Here is a 19,908-nt window from a genome sequence, read left to right on the forward strand (position 1 = left end):
TTATTCTACTTTAATATACTTTTCTACACAAGGTTCTATACATATATAGCTAAAAAACAATTCTGAGTTAATTATTTCATAACTACCTGTGAAAGGTTGTATTTGACAACCTGAAATAGTATAAGTCGAATCTAACTCTGAATATGTACCATTTGAAGCGTCTCCAGTTTCCGAAAATAGTTGACATAAATCTGCATTAGAACTAAGAGATCCATCAGCATTAAATTCTATGGTTTTGTCACTTACTATTGGTATAAAATTTACAACACCATTTCCTGGATCAGCATAATATTCAATAAGTTTCCAAGTCCCAACAATATCTGTTACTTGAGAATTGTTAGTGTCATCATTATTGCACGCTATAAAAAACACACAAAGCATACATAGTATAACTACATTTTTCATAATAAAGATTTCTTATTAGATGTCAATTTGTAAAAAAGGTTGCGTCTACAAACATAAAAAGCTCTCAATATTTGAGAGCTTTTTTAAAAAATAACTAAATGCTAATTAGCAAGCATCTTTAATGGAAGCTTAAATGTTTTGTTCTTGTCCTTAAAGTTAAAGGATAATTTTTTGTAATTCAATCTGTTCTTTACAAACGTTTCTAGATCTTTATTGTAACCTTCAACATCTAATACTACAATTTCATTGTCATTATTTACAATGATTTCAACTGTTGTATTAATATTATAATCTAATTTAAATGTTGGGTTCTTTAATAAGTTTCCAATTGTCTTTTCAATAGTTGGTTCTTCTTTCTTAACCTTTTCTTTTTTTGGTATTGTTGTAGCTGAAGCTACTGAACTGATTCCGAAGGCAAAGATTAATGCCAAAACTTTAATTGTTTTACTCACGCCAAGTATATTGACATTTTTGAGCTTGTGATTTTTTTTTGAAAAATTCATAATTATTCGTTTTTAATGATTGTTACCTAATAGACGTCATTAAAAACAAGATGTTACTATGATTTTAATAACATAACACTAATTAACGTTGATTAATATTTGCTTAACGTTAGTAGAAATAAAAAAAAGACGCTCTTAAAAGGAGCGTCTTTTTTTATATAAGGTAATAATTTTTTATCCTAGAACTGATTGTACTTTATCCGCAGCTTCTTGGAATTCTGTGGCACTTAATACGTCTAATCCAGAATTGTCTATGAGTTCTTTTGCTATATCTGCATTAGTTCCTTGTAGTCTTACAATAATTGGAACATTGATAGTTCCCATATTTTTATAGGCATCAATCACACCTTGAGCTACACGATCACAACGAACAATACCACCAAAAATATTTATTAAAATCGCTTTTACAGCTGGATCTCTTAAAATTAGTTCAAAAGCAATTTCCACTCTAGCAGCATCAGCAGTACCACCAACATCTAAGAAGTTTGCAGGTTCTCCACCAGCTTGCTTAATTAAATCCATTGTTGCCATGGCTAATCCAGCTCCATTGACCATACAGCCAACATTTCCATCTAGATCAACATAATTTAATCCATGCTCTCCAGCCTCAACTTCTACAGGGTTTTCTTCACGTAAATCACGTAGTTCCGCTAAATCTTTGTGTCTAAATAAGGCATTGTCATCTAAAGATACTTTAGCATCTACTGCCATAATTTTATCATCACTAGTTTTTAATACTGGATTGATTTCAAATAAAGACGAATCTGATTTTACGTATGCAGTGTATAAAGCTGTAACAAACTTAGTCATGTCTTTAAAAGCAGCTCCAGATAAGCCTAAATTAAAAGCCACTTTACGTGCTTGGAAGGGTAAAATACCTGTAGCAGGATCGATTTCCTCTGTGAAAATTAAATGTGGTGTTTCTTCTGCAACGGTTTCTATGTCCATTCCACCTTCTGTTGAATACATAATCATATTACGACCGTTAGAACGGTTTAATAATACAGACATGTAATATTCTTCTGGTTCAGAATCTCCTGGATAGTAAACATCTTCAGCAACTAATACTTGGTGTACACGTTTTCCTTCAGCAGAGGTTTGAGGTGTAACCAAATCCATTCCTATAATTTGATCTGCAATTGTTTTTACATCATCTAAACTTTTTGCTAGCTTAACGCCTCCACCTTTACCACGTCCACCAGCATGAACTTGTGCTTTAATTACATGCCATCCTGTACCTGTATCTTCGGTTAGTTTTTTTGCTGCATTAACGGCTTCATCTGCAGTTTGAGCAACAATTCCGCGTTGGATTCTTACACCAAAACTGCTTAATAATTCTTTTCCTTGATATTCGTGTAAATTCATATATAGTCAGATGATTATTTTCGTTGCGCAAAAATAAGCATAGTTAAGCGTTTCTCAAATATTTTTATTCATAGAATTAGGCAATATAGTCTTACTCCATTTTTCTGTTTTGTAATGGAGAATTAATAATATAATTTTCATTACCAGAATTTGAGTTTATAGTAGATTTCTTTAAAGATTTATTCTTAAAGATTAGCTTTAAATTTTCATTTGGAGTATTACTGTCAAAAACTTCCTGAACGAAGTATTCTCTAAATTGATAACCTATACGCTTTACTGGAATGTAGATTTCTCTTCCTTCTTTATCATTAATATTTTTTATTGTGAATTCTATATTTTTCATACTATCTTTTTTGATGTTAATAAGATCCTCATCATAATCTTGTATATAGAGTCTGATGGTACGTTTATCTTCTACTACTAATGACTTTATTAAAATTCGTCTATCATTATGTTTTATTTTAAACCGACTCTTTTTTAATGTTTTTTCATCGAAATCACTATTAAAAGTCACTTCAAAATATTTATAATATTTATTGTTAAAAATGACTTTTTCTTCTTTAAAAACATCCAAATCAGCAATTGTAAACCGATTGTTAAAAGTGATATAGTTTAAGTACATGTTCTCATTTTGTGCTCTGTATTCAATTTTAATATTAAACAAAGGATTTCGTTTATCATAGTCGTATACATAGTAGTTAAAACTGTGAATAGCAAAATCTTTAAGCGATATATTTATATCACCAACGACTCTGTGAGAGTAACTTGTAAGCTTGGATTTGTTTTTAAATCTAATTCTAATGATGGGTTCATTATCTATAAATTGTATCTCATCTTTTCTGAATTCATGATTTTGTAAAAATTCTTTGTTTAAACGATACACATAGGAGAAGCTTTGCTTATCATAGTTTCGTATCGGATTATGAACATTAAGAATACTTAATTCATTACCTCCAAATCCTTTTATATCTGCGTTATCTACAAATTTTGTACTGTCATTGTATTCTATAGAGTATAACTCTTTTGTTTCAAAATCTGAATTTTGTTTAAACGAATAAAGTGCAGCACTATTAGATTTCCCAAATACTTTATTGGTTAAAATTCCTGCGTCAAATTGCTCTACAATGCCCTCATTGAGGTTGTAATATTTTGAGTCTACTATTTGGTAATCTCTATAATAGCCAATGTAAGAATGAGACTTATTATTTAAGTTTGTTTTTATTGAATTTACTGCTCTGTATACAATACCATAAGCCAACATTTTTCTACTTTCTTTTATGTATTGCCTCGTTTCTTTTTTAGTATTAGAATTTATGATTACTGCATCTAAACTCTCAATTTGAGGCTTCATTTTTACGATTGTAAGAGTGTTTAAAGTAATCTCACTCGTAATAACTTCTAACGATTCATATCCTATAGAAGTTATAAGTAAAACTGGTATATCATTTATTTGAGATGATGGGATTCTAAACTGACCATTATAGTCTGCAATTAAACCTCTATTAGTACCTTTAAACCTTACAGTAGCATAAGATATCTGTTCTGAGGTTTCTGAATCCCTGATTTCAATTTGAAGCTCTGATTGTGAATAAACTAAACAGGAAAATAGTGAAGCAATAACAAAAAATAATCTAATTTTTAGTTCCACAGTTAAGAAATTTATCGTCATAAAAGATATGATTTTACTTACATGTTTTCACTACTGTTAACATTATATTATTAGTTAATTATTTAAGTAATTCTTAATATTTAAAATCTAGAATTCGTATTACATTTGTAGCTTAATTTATTTTTAATTTAAAAATGGAAAACAAAACCTTATTACAAATTGCCGAGGACTTTGGAAGTCCTGTTTATGTGTACAACGCTGAAACGATAACAAATCAGTATAAACGCTTAACATCTGCATTTAATAAGGTGAAACAGCTACGCATTAATTATGCTGTTAAAGCGCTTTCTAATATTTCTATTTTAAAATTGCTAAGATCTTTAGGTTCTGGCTTGGATACAGTCTCAATTCAGGAGGTTAAATTAGGTTTAGCAGCAGGTTTTGAGCCTAGTCAAATAATATTTACACCAAATGGTGTGTCTTTAGAAGAAATTGAGGAGGCTTCGGATTTAGGAGTTCAGATTAATATTGACAACCTGTCTATACTTGAGCAATTTGGAACAAAGTTTCCAAATATACCTGTATGTATTCGTATAAATCCGCATGTAATGGCTGGAGGAAATACTAATATTTCTGTTGGCCATATAGATAGTAAGTTCGGAATTTCAATACATCAAATTCCACATATTTTAAGAATAGTCGACAATACTGCAATGACCATTAATGGCATACATATGCATACAGGAAGTGATATTTTGGACATTGATGTGTTCTTATATGCAAGCGAGATTTTATTTGAAACAGCCAAGAATTTTAGTAACCTAGAATTTATAGATTTTGGCTCAGGATTTAAAGTACCCTATAAAGAAGGTGATATTGAAACAAATATTGAAGAGTTAGGAGAAAAATTGACAAAACGTTTTAATGAGTTCTGTAAAGACTATGGTAAGCAATTAACACTTGCTTTTGAACCAGGAAAATTTTTAGTTAGCGAAGCAGGTTTCTTTTTAGCAAAAGTTAATGTAGTAAAACAGACCACATCAACAGTATTTGCACAAATAGATTCAGGATTTAATCATCTCATTAGACCAATGTTATATGGTTCTCAGCATAAAATAAGCAACATTTCTAATCCAAACGGAAGAGAACGATTTTACTCAGTGGTTGGTTATATCTGTGAAACAGATACGTTTGCAAACAATAGACGTATTAATGAAATTAGTGAAGATGATATTTTAGCATTTGGTAATGCTGGTGCTTATTGCTTTACTATGGCAAGTAATTACAACTCACGTTTTAGACCTGCTGAAGTATTATGGCATAACAATAAAGCTCATTTGATAAGACAACGAGAAACCTTTGATGATATTCTACGAAATCAGGTAGAGATCAATTTAAATTAGAGTAAAGCGGAAGAGGAATCTTCCGCTTTTTAATTATATTTAGGTAAAATCTTAGTAATATGTCACAACTAGAATGGAGCTCCTTTGAAAAGAAAATCTACCTTAAATATCCTTTAGAAAAATTATATTGGCTTTGGTCAACTAAGGCAGGAATTACTTCATGGTTTTTAAGTGATGCTAAATTTTTTAATAGTTTAGGCGAGGAACGATCTACTGAAGAGTTCATTAAAACTGGCGATACTTACTCATGGTTTTGGCACAATTGGGATGGCCAAGAAGATGGTAAAGTATTACAAGCTAATGGTAAGGATTTTTTACAGTTTGAGTTTGGAGGATCGTTGCTAGATATTCATTTTAAAGAGCAAAATGGTATTGTAATATTAAATCTCAAACAACATCAAATTCCTACAGATGAGGATAGTAAATTAAAGATTCATTTTGGATGTAGTAATGGTTGGACATTTTGGCTTACTAATTTAAAAGCCTTTGTAGAACATGGTATTTTACTCAATGAAACAGAAATTGATTTGAGAGGTCATGAGCTTTCTGGATATGTTTTCGTTAATATGTGATTTAAATTCACTATATTTAAGTGGTTCGTAGTCATAAGTTGAGCCCTCCTAATTGAACTTCGCTATTTATTAATTGGATTAACCGAAAAACCAAACCATATGAAAACGCAGTTATTTTTAGGAGTACTACTACTAGGTATAGTCTCTTGCCAAAATTCAAATCGTTACACCCAAGAATCACCAGAAATTGAAATTGTAAAGGAAGTGTTAACCAATTATGATTATCAAGATTGGGAAAAAATGGTAACGCATTATGCAGATACAGCTAAGATTTATCATAACACTAGAGTTAATGTTTTAGTTCCTGAAGATCTGCCAGAATATTTTCAGAAAAATGATGTGAGTTTTTCCACTAGAGCTTTTGAAGATGAAAATAGAGAATATGAGATGATAGTTGATGATAATGGAAACAAATGGGTGAATTTTTGGGGACTTTGGAAAGGAAATTTAGTTGCTAATAATAAAGAAATCGTCATACCAGTTCATATTACTACGCAATTTGTAGATGGTAAAATAGTAAAGGAATATGGCTATTGGAACAGAGGAGAGCTTGTTCTAGAGATTCAATCTATAGTTAATAAAAGTATAGAAGAAGATTCCTTAGATATTGAAGAATAAGTAATATCGATTTACGTTTTTAAAAAACAGTAAGACTTTAATATAAGGTTTTACTGTTTTTTGTTAAAGTCTAATTAAGTGATGTATTGATTTATAATAAAAACCTATTTTAAGCCTTCAACCAACAAATACATGCAATGTAATGGATCAAGTTAAATCAACTAGAATTGAATCTATAGATATATTACGTGGCCTAGTCATGGTTATTATGGCATTAGATCATGTTAGAGATTATACCAATACAGGTTATATGTTTATTGATCCAACAAATTTAGATAATACTACTCCAGGATTATTTTTAACACGTTGGATAACACATTTTTGCGCGCCAGTTTTTGTGTTTTTAGCAGGAACGTCTGCATTTTTATATGGTCGTAAAAAAACATCAAAAAACTCCCTAGCTAAGTTTTTGTTTACCAGAGGGCTTTGGCTTGTTTTTATTGAGCTTACTGTAGTTAATTTCTCATGGACTTTTGATATCTCTCTTGGAGTCCATATTTTTCAGGTGATTTGGGCTATTGGTATTTGTATGATGCTATTGGCTGCATTAATCTATATTCCAGGACGGTTACTTTTAGTGTTAGGTGCTTTAATTGTTATAGGTCATAATGCTTTAGATGGTTTTGTTTCACAAGGTAATGAGCCACTTTCTATGCTTTGGTATTTTACACATCAACATAATTTTCAGGTTATTAATGATGGTCAAGGTATGTTGGCCATTGCTTATCCATTTTTGCCATGGTTAGGCATTATGATTTTAGGCTACTGTTTTGGATATTATTATCAAAAAGGTTTTGATACTCAAATTAGAAAAAAATGGTTGTTAAGATTTGGAATTGGCGCCATAGTATTATTCTTTATATTGAGGTTTGCAAATGTATATGGAGATCTTAAACCTTGGGAAACCAAAGATTCGGCTACATATACCGTATTGTCATTTATAAATGTTACCAAATATCCACCATCCTTAATTTATGTTTTAATGACATTAGGTCCAGCTTTATTATTTTTAAATGTAATAGAATCTGTTAAGAATAGAATTACTTCTGTATTGGTAACTATCGGTAGAGTTCCTTTCTTTTACTATATCATTCACTTATATGTTATTCATCTTATTGGAATGTTTGGATTAGAATTTATGGGAGAAAATTGGCAAGAACTTATATTAACGGTCGATCGTTTTAAGAGTGGTTACCTATTTAATATTGGATTTGATCTTTGGGTTACCTATTTGGTTTGGATACTTGTAGTTGTATTACTGTATCCATTGTGTAAAGCTTATATGAAATATAAGGCGAACAATAGAGATAAATGGTGGCTAAGTTATTTGTAATAACTACTTAATCTCAAACCTCCAACCATGAAGATCTTCGGCTTCATTATGCTGAATATTTAAAATACCTTGTTTAAATAACGAAGCGTAAGACTCTTCAATGTCATCGATTTCAAAAACATCACCAGCATGTTCAAATGCTGAGATAGGACTGATAACTGCAGCAGTACCAGCTCCAAAAATTTCTTTTAAACTACCATCTTGTGCAGCTGCTCTTATTTCTTTAACACTAACACGTCTTACCTCACATTCAATCCCTAGATCTTTAGCAAGTTGAATAACACTTTTACGTGTAATCCCATCTAATATTCTATCATTATTAGGTGCAGTAATTAATGTATTACCGATTCTAAAAAAAATATTCATGGTACCAGCTTCTTCAAGATATTCATGAGTACTAGCGTCTGTCCATATTATTTGTTGAAACCCTTTTTTCTGAGCCAGACTCGTTGGGTAAAACTGAGCACCATAGTTTCCTGCTGCTTTTGCAAAACCAACACCACCATCTGCAGATCTGCTAAATTTCTCAGCAAATAATACACGTACCTTTCCTTTATAATACGCTTTTGCAGGAGAACAAATAATCATAAAACGATAGGTCTCTGATGGAGCTGCTGAAATAGCAGGTTCAGTTGCTATAACAAAAGGTCTTAAGTATAAGGAGTTGCCTATACCTGGTTTAATCCAATCTTTATCTAAGTTTAATAATTCACTTAAACCCTTAAAGAAATAGTCTTTAGGAAACTCAGGTATGGCCATTCTGGCAGCCGATTTATTAATCCTTCTGTGGTTATCTTCAGGTCTAAATAAAAACACACGATCGTTCTCATCTTTGTAAGCCTTCATACCTTCAAAAACAGCCTGACCATAATGAAACACTCTTGCAGAAGGCTCAATAGTCATAGCTTGGTAAGGTATTATCTTAGGAGTTTGCCATTTACCATCTTCAAAATCACAAACGAACATATGATCTGTAAACGTTTTTCCGAAAGCAAGATTGTTAAAATCAACCTTTTCAATTTTAGACGTTTTAGCTTTTACTATATCGATTTCGTTTATTGGACTTTCTATCATTTTTTGTTTGGTGTTTTAGCGATGCAAAAGTACTTAATTTAAGCCGTATAAAAAATAGAATGGTTACTTAAAAAAATGTTATATTTTTGTTTAAAATTTATCAAAAAAAACATATTAAAAATGAAAAAAATACTATTCATATTTTGCTTAGTGTGCTTAGTTACATCTTGCAAAGAAGACAAAAAAGAAGTTGCAAATGATTATGAAATTGAGCAGACCAAAGACTTGGCTTATGCATCATTTGGCATGGAAATTAATGATAACGATGCTTTAGAATCAGAGAGTATGGCTAAGCATTACAAAACAATTAAGGCAGGAGATTCCATAAACTCTAAATTTAGAGGAACAATAAAAGAAGTTTGTTCTAAAAAAGGATGCTGGATGACACTAGATATTGGTGACGAAGAAGAAGTAATGGTTCGTTTTAAAGACTATGGTTTTTTTATGCCACTAAATGCTGAAGGAGAGGTTGTGATTAATGGAAAAGCATTTGTTAAAGAAACCTCTGTTGAAGAGTTAAGACATTACGCTGAAGATGCAGGAAAATCTGAAGAAGAAATCAATGCTATAACTGAGCCAGAACGAACTTTAGCATTTGAAGCCGATGGCGTATTGCTCAAACAATAACATAATCGTTTTTTGTTGCTTAGTTTTATTTTCAACATTAAGTTGTAAGCAGAAGGTATATAAAGAAGTAAAGCCAAAAGAAGAACTTATTATGTATAAATCTTCAGAAATGGCAACACTTATGAATGCCTTTTATACTTATAATGAAGCCTTAAAAGCTGCCATAGAATCTAATAGTACATTACCAGAAATGCCAGAATCATTCAATAGTATACACACGGCTAAAATGACTGATGTTAATGGACGTACACCAATTTTTCAGAGCTTTGCACCTTTATATTTAGAAGCGCAAAAATCCATCCACTATAGTTTAGATACTATGACGAAAAAAACGCATTATAATTCTGTAATTAATCTTTGTATATCCTGTCATAAAACAGAATGTGTTGGGCCAATTCCACGTATTAAGAAATTGATGATCGAATAAGTAAGTTTGAAACGAAAAATAATAACTACTAATGATGGTTCTAAAACCATACACATAGAGGATTGGAATGAGCAGTATCATTCCGTTCATGGCGCTATACAAGAAGCAAATCATGTGTTTATAAAACATGGTTTGCTTTTTTATTTTGAAAATTACTGTCATTCGGAGCAAAGCGAAGAATCTAAATTAAACCAAGTTGCAATTCTTGAAATAGGATTTGGTACTGGTCTTAATGCGTTTCTAACCTTAATAGAATCTGAAAAGCTTAAAGCAACTATTAGTTATACTGGAGTTGAAGCATTTCCTGTATCAGAAAGCGAATTAAATCAACTAAATTACACAAGCTTATTGCCAGTTGATTACACTGAGCAATTTAAGATAATGCACTCAGAACCTTGGGAAACTAACACACAAATCACCAAAGAGTTTAGGTTAAAAAAAGAAAAAAAATATTTTAAAGATATTAGATCTGAAAATGAATTTAATATCATTTATTTTGATGCCTTTGGTGCTAGAGTACAACCAGAACTTTGGACAGAAGCTATATTTAAAATAATGTTTAAAGCTTTAAAACCTCAAGGTGTTTTAGTAACCTATTCTGCTAAAGGTAGCGTTAGGCGTGCTATGCAAACTGTTGGTTTTACAGTAGAACGTTTGCCAGGACCACCAGGAAAACGAGAGATGTTAAGAGCAGTTAAAAGTTTGAATTAACAACATAAAGGTTAGTTAAACAATTCCTAAGATTTTAAAAGTGCTTTAATCCCTTTGTATCTTTACAAAATGAAAGTACTTATTACAGGAGCCACTGGTTTAGTTGGTAGTGAAATTGTTAACGTATGCCATGTTAAAGGCATTGATGTACATTATTTAACGACATCTAAGCATAAAATATCTAATAAGCCCAATTACAAAGGCTTTTATTGGAACCCTTCAGTTTATGAGATTGATATTGCCTGTTTTGAAGGTGTAGACGCTGTTGTAAATTTAGCTGGAGCTTCAATTTCTAAACGCTGGACAAAAAGCTATAAGCAAGAGGTTTTAGATAGTCGTTTACAATCTTTAGAGTTATTGTATGATAGTGTTTCAAAAAATGGCATAAAAATTAAGCAGTTTATTTCAGCAAGTGCCATTGGTATATATCCAGACTCTGATATAAATTACTATGAGGAGGATTATAAAGAGTATTCATTTACATTTTTAGGAAAAGTTGTGACGCATTGGGAGAAAGCTGTTGATGCTTTTAAAGAGCTCAATTTTAATGTTGCTAAAATTAGAATAGGATTAGTGTTATCTGCAAAAGGAGGTGCACTCACTGAGATTATTAAACCTATGAAGTTTGGACTAGGTGCGGCTTTTGGAGATGGTAAACAATGGCAATCTTGGATTCATGTTAAAGATTTAGCAGAACTCTTTGTGCATTGTATAGAGCAAAATCTTTCTGGCATTTATAATGGTGTAGCGCCAAACCCTGTCTCTAATAATGAACTTACAAAGGCTGCAGCAAAGGCTTTAGGTAAGCCTTTGTTTTTACCGAATATTCCTAAAGCAATTATGGCTTTAACATTAGGAGAAATGCATATCTTATTATTTGAAAGTCAGCGCGTAAGTGCACAAAAGATAGAAAGTACAGGTTTCGATTTTCAATTTCCAAATCTTCAACTTGCATTAGAAGATATTTTATAAGTACACATTACTTATTAATCTTGAAACTGTTGGATGGTCATTACCACCTAAAGGTTCAATAGTAATATTTAGAGATTCGGCATTATCTATGTAAGTCATTGCTATCATACCTTTACTTTTCGGAATTAATCCCATATTTATCATTTCACCATCAACGTCTGCCCACATTTGGTAATCATGATTCTGATCGAGTTCTGGTAAAAGTTCAGCATTAATAACGACTGATTTTTCTTCATGATTAACATAACTTACAATCTTAGCCTCTGGTGATAAATCGTTTCCTTTTAAAATAAATTGTTCAGCGTTAGGATCAGAAATGATATCATACCAATTAATAAGATCATCATAATTATTAGCCATATTATTTAGATCTTTCATTAACATATCCTTTTCATTAGAAACCATTTCTAAGTCAGACTTTACATTTTGTAGCTCTGCATATAAAAAATAAGTACTTATTAATAAAAACGCAGCGATACTAGCAGCAATACCTAAGTACCACTTGTTTGAAGATTTATTTTCGTTAGATAAAGAGACTACCTTGGTGTTATTAGAAATTTCTGATAAGAGATTTGATTTTACAACCTTAGGAGGAGTAATAGCATTATCTATGGCTAAATTTTCAAAGCCTTTTTCTATCTCTAATACATAGTCAGCGAGTTCTTCATCTGACTTTAATAGTAATTCTATTTCTAATTGTTGAGCAGCATCAAGCTCGCCTAAAACGTATTGTTCAAGCAGTCCAGTTTCTTTAATTTTTGTCTTGTCCGTCATCGCATTACTTCAATTAAAATCAACATTAACACTAGTGCAATAGAATAACTTTCTTTAAGCTTTTTTAAGGCTTGTCTTAAATAAGATTTAAATGTTCCTAAAGGAACGTCCATTTCCTTGTGAGCTTCTCTATGCGTTAATCCATTAAAATAAACCAGTTCAATAGCACGTTTGTGATGCGCCTCAAGTTTATTTATAGAACCTTTAAGTGCTAATTCACTATCATTAGACAATTCAATAGCTTCTTTATTTTTATATACACTTAAATCTTCAGTTTGGATGAGCTTTTTTGGTTTACGCAGAATATTTAACACTTTATTTTTAGCAATTCTGTAAGACCATGTATAAAAGCGACCTTTCTCAGGATCGTAGGCATCAGGTTTTTCCCAAATAGTCATAAAGGTATCTTGTAAAACTTCTTGTGCAATACCTTCGTCTTTGCATAGTCTTAGAATAACACCAAAAATAGCAGGTGCGTATTTATCATATAATAAAGCTAAGGCCTTTTCGTCCTTCGTCTTTAATCTAGAAATTAGAATACTATCGTCTTGCATTAATGTTAAAGATTTCCCAAAATTAATTTGAGCTCATCCAAAGATAGTAAACCTGTGTAAATAATTATGAAAGCGCTTAAAACTTAAAACACATTAATAATTAAAATTTAAAATCATGAAAAAAGTATTATTTGTATTCGTAACTATTACTGCATTAGCAATCAGTCAAATGGCAACAGCTCAAAAAACGATAGTAGATGTAGCAGTTGGTAATGAAGATTTCTCAACTTTAGTAGCTGCTCTTAAAGCAGCTGATTTAGTAGGAGCATTACAAGGAGATGGACCATTTACAGTATTTGCACCAACCAATTCTGCCTTCGGAAAAATAGACTCTAAAACGTTAAATTCGCTTTTAGAGCCTAAAAATAAAAAAGCACTAGCTAACATTTTAACATACCATGTTATACCATCTAAATTAATGGCAAATGATGTGGTAGCTGCTTTAAAAAAGGGTAAGGGAAAAGTAGATGTTAAAGCTTTAAATGGCCAAACTTTGACAGTTTTGTCTAAGAATGGAAAAATATGGTTGAAAGACCAAAATGGAAATTACAGTGAAATAGTGGCAACAGATGTAAAAGGATCTAATGGAGTAATTCACGTAATTGACTCAGTAGTAATGCCAAAATAAGTGAAGTTAGAACGGTATTGCTATGAAAAAGAAAGCCTCGTCTATGACGAGGTTTTTTTATGTCTAATTTTTTTGATGACATTTTGACATTTTATGAATATTGGCAGTACTTTTGCCAACCATAAATCGAAGATTTAACACAAGTGTTCTAAAAATGAGCAAAAAAAATAAAAAACAAGAGGTTGTAGAGCCTCAAGTAGAAGAAAAAGAAGTGGAAGACACTCAAGAAAACGAGTTGACAGCAGAAGAAAAGCTGCAAGAAGAACTTGCAAAAGAGAAGGACAAATTTATGCGTCTTTTCGCTGAATTTGAAAATTATAAAAAGCGCACCTCAAAAGAACGTGTAGAGTTATTTAAGACCGCTGGTGAAGAAGTAATGCAATCATTATTACCTGTTTTAGATGATTTTGAACGTGCACTAACTCATATTGAAGATGATAAAGAAGCTGAAGAGTTAAGAAAAGGAGTTTTGCTTATATACCAAAAACTACTCACTACATTAGAGCAAAAAGGGCTTTCTGCTATTGAGGTAAATTCTGGTGATACTTTTGATGCAGAAGATCATCAGGCGATAACGCAAATTCCAGCACCAACTGACGATATGAAAGGAAAAGTCATTGATATTGTAGAGAAAGGATATAAACTTGGAGACAAAGTGATACGATATCCTAAAGTAGTGGTAGGACAATAAAGTTAAAGTTCTCATTTAGAACATTGAATAAACAAGATGGCAAAACAAGATTATTACGACATATTAGGAGTTAGCAAAGGTGCATCTGATGCAGAAATAAAAAAGGCATACAGAAAGATGGCTTTAAAATATCATCCTGATAAAAATCCAGATGATAAAGAAGCCGAGGAGAAGTTTAAAAAGGCAGCTGAAGCTTATGAAGTTTTAAGCAACGCTGATAAAAAGGCGAAATATGATCAATTTGGTCATGCTGCGTTTGATGGTTCAGGTGGCTTTGGAGGAGGAGGAATGAATATGGATGACATTTTTAGCCAGTTTGGTGATATTTTTGGAGGTGCTTTCGGTGGTGGTTTTGGTGGTTTTGGTGGCCAAGGTAGACGCATGGTAAAAGGAAGTAATTTGAGGATACGCGTAAGGCTTACTCTAGAAGAGGTTGCTAATGGTGTAGAAAAGAAAATAAAAGTTAAGCGTAAAGTCCAAGCAGAAGGCACAACCTATAAAACATGTACTACTTGTAATGGATCAGGACAAGTTACAAGAATAAGTAATACTATTCTTGGTCGTATGCAAACTTCTGCGCCTTGTAATGTTTGTGGAGGAGCAGGACAAATTATTGATCAAAAACCTTCAGGTGCAGATGCACAAGGTTTAATGGTTTCGGAAGAAACAGTTTCTGTAAAGATTCCTGCTGGTGTTGTCGATGGTATGCAACTTAAAGTTACAGGAAAAGGTAACGATGCTCCAGGAAATGGGATTTCTGGAGATTTACTTGTGGCAATCCAAGAAGAGAATCATGAAACATTAAAGCGTGAAGGTGATAATTTGCATTACGATCTTTATGTAAGTTTACCAGATGCTGTATTAGGAACGTCTACAGAAATAGATACTGTAACAGGTAAAGTGCGTATAAAAATAGAATCAGGAGTGCAATCTGGAAAGATTTTAAGACTTAGAGGTAAGGGAATTCCTAGTATTAATGGTTATGGTAAAGGTGATTTATTAGTGCATGTTAATGTTTGGACACCTAAAACATTAAACAAAACTCAAAAGGAATTTTTTGAAAGTATGAGAAATGATGAGCATTTTGAGCCCAAGCCACAAAGCGGTGACAAATCTTTTTTTGAAAAGGTAAAAGATATGTTCTCTTAAAAAAGCGTTGTTTTACTAAAAAACATTATATTTGAATTATCACTAATTCATTTTAGTGGTAATTTTTCTTTTTCATAGCAATTTTTTCCCATCCTTATCTAATAAGGGTGGGTTTTGTTTTTTTAAACTATTTTATTTAATCTTTTTTTCTTGATTGTAGTATAGTTTTATTTCATTATTTACACTTCTGTGAGTGTAACATTTGGTATCTTTACAACACTTATACACAGAACTAACACATTTCTTTTTATGAATGATTTATTAGTTGCCGAATCGGTTTCTAAAAACTTTGGAGCGTTTAAAGCTTTAAATAATGTTTCAATTAATGTTCCTAGAGGAAGCATCTTTGGGCTTCTAGGTCCTAATGGTGCAGGAAAAACTACATTAATTAGAATTATTAATCAGATAACTCTTCCAGATACTGGTAAAGTAATTTTAGATGGAAATCCTTTAGTTGCAGATCATATAAAGGATATTGGCTATTTACCAGAAGAAAGAGGGCTTTACAAATCTATGAAAGTTGGCGAACAGGCTTTATATTTAGCTCAACTTAAAGGCTTAACTAAGTCTGAAGCGAAAAAACGCCTTAAGCATTGGTTTGATAAATTAGATATAGGCGATTGGTGGAATAAGAAAATACAAGAGTTAAGTAAAGGACAGGCACAAAAAATTCAGTTTATAGTAACTGTTTTGCACAGACCTAAGCTCCTTATTTTTGATGAACCTTTTTCAGGTTTCGATCCAATTAATGCTACACTCATTAAAGACGAAATCCTGCAACTAAGAGAAGAAGGTGCCACAGTAATATTTTCAACACACCGAATGGAGTCTGTTGAAGAGTTATGTGATCATATTGCCTTAATCCATAAGTCTAATAAAATATTGGATGGTAAACTAACAGATATTAAACGTAAGTTTAAGTCTAATACCTTTGAAGTTGGATTACAAACAACAAATTCAAATGAAGTTTTAGAGTTGATAAAATCAAAATACGAGGTATTTCCTGCAACCTTTAAAAACCTTAATGATGATGTAAAATTAAATGTTAAACTTAATGGTAACGATTCTTCAAATGACCTTCTGAAATTCTTAACCTCTAAAGCCGAAGTGCATCATTTTGTTGAAGTTATTCCATCTGCTAATGACATTTTTATTCAAACTGTACAAAACAATTAACGATGAATCATCTTCCCTTAATTATAAAGCGTGAATATTTAACTAAAGTTAAGAATAAGTCATTCATTATCATGACTATATTAAGCCCATTGATAATGATAGCTTTAATAACAGTTGTTGCTTATTTATCTCAGTTAAATAATAATAAAAAGCGTACAATTTCTATTCTTGATGAAACAGGATTAGTTAACGAAATTTTTAAAAATACAGAAAATACCTCTTATAATATTTTAACTGATATTAGTTTATATGATGCAAAACTGTTGGTTAAAAACAACGAAGAATATGGTCTCTTACATATCGCTAAAAAAGAGGATATAAGTGAAATCTCCAAACAAATAAAATTTTACTCAGAAGATACACCTTCACTGACTTTAATTTCTGGTTTAGAAAATAAATTAGAGAAAAAGCTGACAGATATAAAACTACTAAATCAAGGCGTAGATTTAGAAATGATTAAATCATCTCAACTAGATGTTGATATAGCTCAAGAAAGTTTTGCTGGTGAAAAAACGTCTAAAATAGATAATATTGTAAAGCTAGCTTTTGGCGGTATTGCTGGTTACTTGCTATTTATGTTTATCATCATTTATGGTAACATGATTATGCGAAGCGTAATTGAGGAGAAAACGAGTAGAATTATAGAAGTAATTATATCTTCTGTGAAACCTATTCAGTTGATGATGGGTAAAATTATTGGTACATCATTAGCAGGAATAACACAATTTGTAATTTGGGTTATCCTTGGAGGTATTGCTTTAACTGCAGTCACAGCAATTTTAGGAATTGATGTTAGTGCAGCACAAACACCACAACAAGAAATTGTAAACCAAGCCATGCAATCACAAGGTGCAGAAGATATGATGCAATCTATGATGACTGCTATTTTTAATTTGCCTATAGCTAACTTAATAGTTGCATTTATATTTTTCTTTATTGGAGGCTATTTACTATATAGTTCTCTTTATGCTGCCATTGGTGCGGCAGTTGACAATGAAACTGATACACAGCAATTTATGCTACCTATATTAATGCCATTAATATTGGCGGTTTATGTTGGTGTATTTACGGTTATAGAAGATCCTCATGGTACAGTATCCACTGTATTTTCATTCATACCATTTACATCTCCAGTAGTGATGTTAATGAGAATTCCATTTGGAGTTCCGCTTTGGCAGCAAGGACTTTCTCTTGCTTTACTTGTTGGAACTTTTATGTTTACAGTTTGGTTTGCTGCCAAAATATATAGAGTAGGTATATTAATGTATGGTAAAAAACCAAGTTATAAAGAATTATTTAAGTGGTTGAAGTACTAGAATGGAAAAAATAACTAAATTTTTAAACTACGAAATCACTGTTGGAGAAGGCTTTCATCTTTCAATAAGAGCAATATTAATAGTTATTGTATTACTTATAGTTACTGCAATAATTTTAAAAGCCTTAAAAAAGCTAATCACAAAAAAAATACCACAAGAAGATAAGCCTAAATTTAATTCTGTTTTCACGTTTACTAAGTTCTTTGTTTACCTAGTTATTGTACTAATAACTCTTCAAAATAGCGGTATACAATTAACAGCTATATTAACGGCGTCTGCTGCTTTGCTAGTTGGTATTGGTTTGGCACTACAGACTTTTTTTCAAGATATAATTTCTGGAATTTTTATACTTGTTGATCAATCTATACATGTTGGCGATATTCTTGAGATTGATGGTAAGGTTGGTCGCATAAGTGAAATTAGATTAAGAACAACCAGAGCTGTTACTATTGATAATAAAGTACTTATTATTCCTAACCACAAGTATTTAACTAATATTATTTACAACTGGACGGAAAACGGAATAGAAACCAGAGAGAGTGTTTCTGTTGGCGTAGCTTATGGGTCTGATATTGAATTAGTTAAGCAATTGCTTACCGAAGCAGCAAAGTCTCATCCATCTGTTTTAAGTAAGCCAGCACCTATGGTGTTGTTTACAGATTTTGCTGATAGTTCATTAAACTTCAAGCTAGTATTTACTTTAAATAATAGTTTTGAAGCTGTGATACCAAAAAGCGAGATCCGTTTTAAAATCAATGAACTATTCAAAGAACGCAATATTAGTATACCATTTCCACAAAGAGATGTACATTTATATTCAAAATAAAAAACGATATGTCAAAAATATTAATCATTGAAGATGAAGCTGCAATAAGGCGAGTATTAGTTAAAATACTCTCTGAGGAGAATGATACGTATAATGTTGAAGAAGCCGAAGATGGTTTAGTAGGAATTGAAAAAATTAAAAAAGAAGACTACGATCTTGTACTTTGTGATATTAAAATGCCTAAAATGGATGGAGTTGAAGTCCTTGAGGCTGTAAAAAAAATTAAACCAGAAACACCAATTGTTATGATTTCTGGTCATGGAGATTTAGATACTGCTGTAAATACAATGCGTATGGGTGCTTTTGATTATATCTCTAAACCGCCAGATTTAAATAGACTTCTCAATACTGTTCGTATTGCTTTAGATAGAAAAGAACTTGTAGTTGAGAATAAAATGCTTAAGAAAAAGGTAAGCAAAAATTATGAAATGATTGGCGAGAGTAAAGAAATTGCTCAGATTAAAAATATTATAGATAAGGTTGCTCCAACTGATGCCAGAGTACTTATTACTGGTCCTAATGGAACAGGTAAAGAACTTGTTGCGCATTGGCTTCATCAGAAGAGTGAACGTTCTAAAGGACCAATGATTGAAGTTAATTGTGCAGCAATTCCAAGTGAATTAATAGAAAGTGAGTTATTTGGTCATGTTAAAGGCGCATTTACCTCTGCTAATAAAGATAGAGCAGGTAAATTTGAAGCTGCCAATGGAGGCACTATTTTTTTAGATGAAATAGGTGATATGAGCCTATCAGCTCAAGCAAAAGTTTTAAGAGCGCTACAAGAAAGTAGAATACAACGTGTTGGTAGTGACAAGGATATTAAAGTCGATGTTAGAGTAGTTGCAGCAACAAATAAAAATCTTAAGAAGGAAATAGAAGAAGGAAAATTTCGAGAAGATTTATACCATAGATTAGCTGTAATATTAATAAAAGTTCCTGCATTAAATGATAGAAGAGATGATATTCCATTATTAATTGAATACTTCACTAATAAAATTGCAAGCGAACAAGGCACAGCTAAAAAGTCTTTCTCAGTTAAAGCCATTAAACTTCTCCAAAACTATGATTGGACAGGCAATATTAGAGAATTACGTAATGTTGTAGAACGCCTCATTATACTTGGTGAGAAGGAAGTTAGTGAAAGCGACGTAAAACTATTTGCTAGTAAATAAATA

Annotated in this window: 22 protein-coding genes; 15 read left to right on the forward strand and 7 right to left on the reverse strand. The window is 31.7% G+C overall.

Annotated elements, in window-relative coordinates:
* From RM697_RS01370 to RM697_RS01385, 4 genes are all read right to left on the reverse strand, one after another.
* Complete coding sequence (locus RM697_RS01370; RefSeq protein WP_311426047.1) at window positions 1-405, reverse strand: lipocalin family protein; 405 nt, start codon at window positions 403-405, stop codon at window positions 1-3.
* A gap of 101 nt (window positions 406-506) precedes the next feature.
* Entirely contained in the window at window positions 507-908 is a 402-nt protein-coding gene (locus RM697_RS01375) for a hypothetical protein (protein WP_311426048.1), read from the reverse strand.
* A 174-nt stretch (window positions 909-1,082) separates the two neighbouring features.
* Window positions 1,083-2,273 (reverse strand): ADP-forming succinate--CoA ligase subunit beta, encoded by a 1,191-nt coding sequence (gene sucC, locus RM697_RS01380; protein WP_311426049.1) that lies wholly within the window; start codon window positions 2,271-2,273, stop codon window positions 1,083-1,085.
* Window positions 2,274-2,364: 91 nt separating this feature from the next.
* Complete coding sequence (locus tag RM697_RS01385) at window positions 2,365-3,921, reverse strand: carboxypeptidase-like regulatory domain-containing protein (RefSeq protein ID WP_311426050.1); 1,557 nt, start codon at window positions 3,919-3,921, stop codon at window positions 2,365-2,367.
* A 155-nt stretch (window positions 3,922-4,076) separates the two neighbouring features.
* On the opposite strand from RM697_RS01385, the gene lysA reads away from it, so the two are divergent.
* The 4 genes from lysA (at window position 4,077) to RM697_RS01405 (ending at window position 7,808) form a co-directional block, all read left to right on the forward strand.
* On the forward strand, window positions 4,077-5,285 hold the full coding sequence (gene lysA, locus RM697_RS01390) for a diaminopimelate decarboxylase (protein ID WP_311426051.1): 1,209 nt from the start codon (window positions 4,077-4,079) through the stop codon (window positions 5,283-5,285).
* Window positions 5,286-5,344: 59 nt separating this feature from the next.
* On the forward strand, window positions 5,345-5,857 hold the full coding sequence (locus RM697_RS01395; RefSeq protein WP_311426052.1) for an SRPBCC family protein: 513 nt from the start codon (window positions 5,345-5,347) through the stop codon (window positions 5,855-5,857).
* Window positions 5,858-5,956: 99 nt separating this feature from the next.
* Entirely contained in the window at window positions 5,957-6,475 is a 519-nt protein-coding gene (locus RM697_RS01400) for a nuclear transport factor 2 family protein (protein WP_311426053.1), read from the forward strand.
* Window positions 6,476-6,617: 142 nt separating this feature from the next.
* Window positions 6,618-7,808, forward strand: coding sequence for an acetyltransferase domain-containing protein (locus RM697_RS01405; RefSeq protein ID WP_311426054.1), 1,191 nt, complete (start codon window positions 6,618-6,620; stop codon window positions 7,806-7,808).
* A gap of 3 nt (window positions 7,809-7,811) precedes the next feature.
* Here RM697_RS01405 and RM697_RS01410 read toward each other — a convergent pair whose 3' ends face one another.
* Window positions 7,812-8,882 (reverse strand): branched-chain amino acid aminotransferase, encoded by a 1,071-nt coding sequence (locus RM697_RS01410; protein ID WP_311426055.1) that lies wholly within the window; start codon window positions 8,880-8,882, stop codon window positions 7,812-7,814.
* A gap of 120 nt (window positions 8,883-9,002) precedes the next feature.
* On the opposite strand from RM697_RS01410, the gene RM697_RS01415 reads away from it, so the two are divergent.
* From RM697_RS01415 to RM697_RS01430, 4 genes are all read left to right on the forward strand, one after another.
* Window positions 9,003-9,509, forward strand: a complete 507-nt coding sequence (locus RM697_RS01415) for a DUF4920 domain-containing protein (protein WP_311426056.1) — start codon at window positions 9,003-9,005, stop codon at window positions 9,507-9,509.
* 91 nt (window positions 9,510-9,600) lie between these two features.
* A complete protein-coding gene (locus RM697_RS01420) occupies window positions 9,601-9,936 on the forward strand; it encodes a hypothetical protein (RefSeq protein WP_311426057.1) in 336 nt (111 codons plus the stop codon).
* Window positions 9,937-9,942: 6 nt separating this feature from the next.
* On the forward strand, window positions 9,943-10,647 hold the full coding sequence (gene mnmC2, locus RM697_RS01425; RefSeq protein ID WP_311426058.1) for a tRNA (5-methylaminomethyl-2-thiouridine)(34)-methyltransferase MnmC2: 705 nt from the start codon (window positions 9,943-9,945) through the stop codon (window positions 10,645-10,647).
* A gap of 69 nt (window positions 10,648-10,716) precedes the next feature.
* Complete coding sequence (locus RM697_RS01430) at window positions 10,717-11,619, forward strand: TIGR01777 family oxidoreductase (RefSeq protein ID WP_311426059.1); 903 nt, start codon at window positions 10,717-10,719, stop codon at window positions 11,617-11,619.
* Here RM697_RS01430 and RM697_RS01435 read toward each other — a convergent pair.
* Both RM697_RS01435 and RM697_RS01440 read right to left on the reverse strand, forming a co-directional pair.
* Complete coding sequence (locus RM697_RS01435) at window positions 11,614-12,393, reverse strand: anti-sigma factor (protein ID WP_311426060.1); 780 nt, start codon at window positions 12,391-12,393, stop codon at window positions 11,614-11,616. The genes RM697_RS01430 and RM697_RS01435 overlap by 6 nt on opposite strands.
* Window positions 12,390-12,947, reverse strand: coding sequence for an RNA polymerase sigma factor (locus RM697_RS01440; protein WP_311426061.1), 558 nt, complete (start codon window positions 12,945-12,947; stop codon window positions 12,390-12,392). The genes RM697_RS01435 and RM697_RS01440 overlap by 4 nt, the downstream gene beginning before the upstream one ends.
* A 115-nt stretch (window positions 12,948-13,062) precedes the next feature.
* Here RM697_RS01440 and RM697_RS01445 point away from each other — a divergent pair, with 115 nt between their 5' ends.
* The 7 genes from RM697_RS01445 to RM697_RS01475 all read left to right on the forward strand — a co-directional run bounded on the left by RM697_RS01445 (window position 13,063) and on the right by RM697_RS01475 (window position 19,905).
* Window positions 13,063-13,575 (forward strand): fasciclin domain-containing protein, encoded by a 513-nt coding sequence (locus tag RM697_RS01445; RefSeq protein WP_311426062.1) that lies wholly within the window; start codon window positions 13,063-13,065, stop codon window positions 13,573-13,575.
* 154 nt (window positions 13,576-13,729) lie between these two features.
* Window positions 13,730-14,266 (forward strand): nucleotide exchange factor GrpE, encoded by a 537-nt coding sequence (locus tag RM697_RS01450; protein WP_311426063.1) that lies wholly within the window; start codon window positions 13,730-13,732, stop codon window positions 14,264-14,266.
* Window positions 14,267-14,302: 36 nt separating this feature from the next.
* The gene (gene dnaJ, locus RM697_RS01455; protein ID WP_311426064.1) at window positions 14,303-15,415 is read left to right on the forward strand and encodes a molecular chaperone DnaJ; all 1,113 of its coding nucleotides are present in this window, start codon (window positions 14,303-14,305) and stop codon (window positions 15,413-15,415) included.
* Window positions 15,416-15,664: 249 nt separating this feature from the next.
* Window positions 15,665-16,591 (forward strand): ABC transporter ATP-binding protein, encoded by a 927-nt coding sequence (locus RM697_RS01460; RefSeq protein ID WP_311426065.1) that lies wholly within the window; start codon window positions 15,665-15,667, stop codon window positions 16,589-16,591.
* Window positions 16,592-16,593: 2 nt separating this feature from the next.
* The gene (locus RM697_RS01465; protein WP_311426066.1) at window positions 16,594-17,907 is read left to right on the forward strand and encodes an ABC transporter permease; all 1,314 of its coding nucleotides are present in this window, start codon (window positions 16,594-16,596) and stop codon (window positions 17,905-17,907) included.
* A gap of 1 nt (window position 17,908) precedes the next feature.
* A complete protein-coding gene (locus RM697_RS01470) occupies window positions 17,909-18,733 on the forward strand; it encodes a mechanosensitive ion channel family protein (RefSeq protein ID WP_311426067.1) in 825 nt (274 codons plus the stop codon).
* 8 nt (window positions 18,734-18,741) lie between these two features.
* Window positions 18,742-19,905 carry a sigma-54-dependent transcriptional regulator gene (locus RM697_RS01475; RefSeq protein ID WP_311426068.1) on the forward strand — a complete coding sequence of 388 codons (1,164 nt, stop codon included), beginning with the start codon at window positions 18,742-18,744 and terminating at the stop codon, window positions 19,903-19,905.
* Window positions 19,906-19,908 lie beyond the last annotated feature (3 nt).

This window comes from Microcosmobacter mediterraneus, from assembly GCF_031846265.1.
GTDB classification, from domain to species: domain Bacteria; phylum Bacteroidota; class Bacteroidia; order Flavobacteriales; family Flavobacteriaceae; genus Microcosmobacter; species Microcosmobacter mediterraneus.

What these genes read in the sequence shown, in the direction of transcription:
- RM697_RS01370 (WP_311426047.1), bottom strand. Translation starts at nt 405, where the DNA reads ATGAAAAATGTAGTTATACTATGTATGCTTTGTGTGTTTTTTATAGCG.
- RM697_RS01375 (WP_311426048.1), bottom strand. Translation starts at nt 908, where the DNA reads ATGAATTTTTCAAAAAAAAATCACAAGCTCAAAAATGTCAATATACTT.
- sucC (WP_311426049.1), bottom strand. Translation starts at nt 2,273, where the DNA reads ATGAATTTACACGAATATCAAGGAAAAGAATTATTAAGCAGTTTTGGT.
- lysA (WP_311426051.1), top strand. Translation starts at nt 4,077, where the DNA reads ATGGAAAACAAAACCTTATTACAAATTGCCGAGGACTTTGGAAGTCCT.
- RM697_RS01395 (WP_311426052.1), top strand. Translation starts at nt 5,345, where the DNA reads ATGTCACAACTAGAATGGAGCTCCTTTGAAAAGAAAATCTACCTTAAA.
- RM697_RS01400 (WP_311426053.1), top strand. Translation starts at nt 5,957, where the DNA reads ATGAAAACGCAGTTATTTTTAGGAGTACTACTACTAGGTATAGTCTCT.
- RM697_RS01405 (WP_311426054.1), top strand. Translation starts at nt 6,618, where the DNA reads ATGGATCAAGTTAAATCAACTAGAATTGAATCTATAGATATATTACGT.
- RM697_RS01410 (WP_311426055.1), bottom strand. Translation starts at nt 8,882, where the DNA reads ATGATAGAAAGTCCAATAAACGAAATCGATATAGTAAAAGCTAAAACG.
- RM697_RS01415 (WP_311426056.1), top strand. Translation starts at nt 9,003, where the DNA reads ATGAAAAAAATACTATTCATATTTTGCTTAGTGTGCTTAGTTACATCT.
- RM697_RS01420 (WP_311426057.1), top strand. Translation starts at nt 9,601, where the DNA reads ATGTATAAATCTTCAGAAATGGCAACACTTATGAATGCCTTTTATACT.
- RM697_RS01430 (WP_311426059.1), top strand. Translation starts at nt 10,717, where the DNA reads ATGAAAGTACTTATTACAGGAGCCACTGGTTTAGTTGGTAGTGAAATT.
- RM697_RS01435 (WP_311426060.1), bottom strand. Translation starts at nt 12,393, where the DNA reads ATGACGGACAAGACAAAAATTAAAGAAACTGGACTGCTTGAACAATAC.
- RM697_RS01440 (WP_311426061.1), bottom strand. Translation starts at nt 12,947, where the DNA reads ATGCAAGACGATAGTATTCTAATTTCTAGATTAAAGACGAAGGACGAA.
- RM697_RS01445 (WP_311426062.1), top strand. Translation starts at nt 13,063, where the DNA reads ATGAAAAAAGTATTATTTGTATTCGTAACTATTACTGCATTAGCAATC.
- RM697_RS01450 (WP_311426063.1), top strand. Translation starts at nt 13,730, where the DNA reads ATGAGCAAAAAAAATAAAAAACAAGAGGTTGTAGAGCCTCAAGTAGAA.
- dnaJ (WP_311426064.1), top strand. Translation starts at nt 14,303, where the DNA reads ATGGCAAAACAAGATTATTACGACATATTAGGAGTTAGCAAAGGTGCA.
- RM697_RS01460 (WP_311426065.1), top strand. Translation starts at nt 15,665, where the DNA reads ATGAATGATTTATTAGTTGCCGAATCGGTTTCTAAAAACTTTGGAGCG.
- RM697_RS01465 (WP_311426066.1), top strand. Translation starts at nt 16,594, where the DNA reads ATGAATCATCTTCCCTTAATTATAAAGCGTGAATATTTAACTAAAGTT.
- RM697_RS01470 (WP_311426067.1), top strand. Translation starts at nt 17,909, where the DNA reads ATGGAAAAAATAACTAAATTTTTAAACTACGAAATCACTGTTGGAGAA.
- RM697_RS01475 (WP_311426068.1), top strand. Translation starts at nt 18,742, where the DNA reads ATGTCAAAAATATTAATCATTGAAGATGAAGCTGCAATAAGGCGAGTA.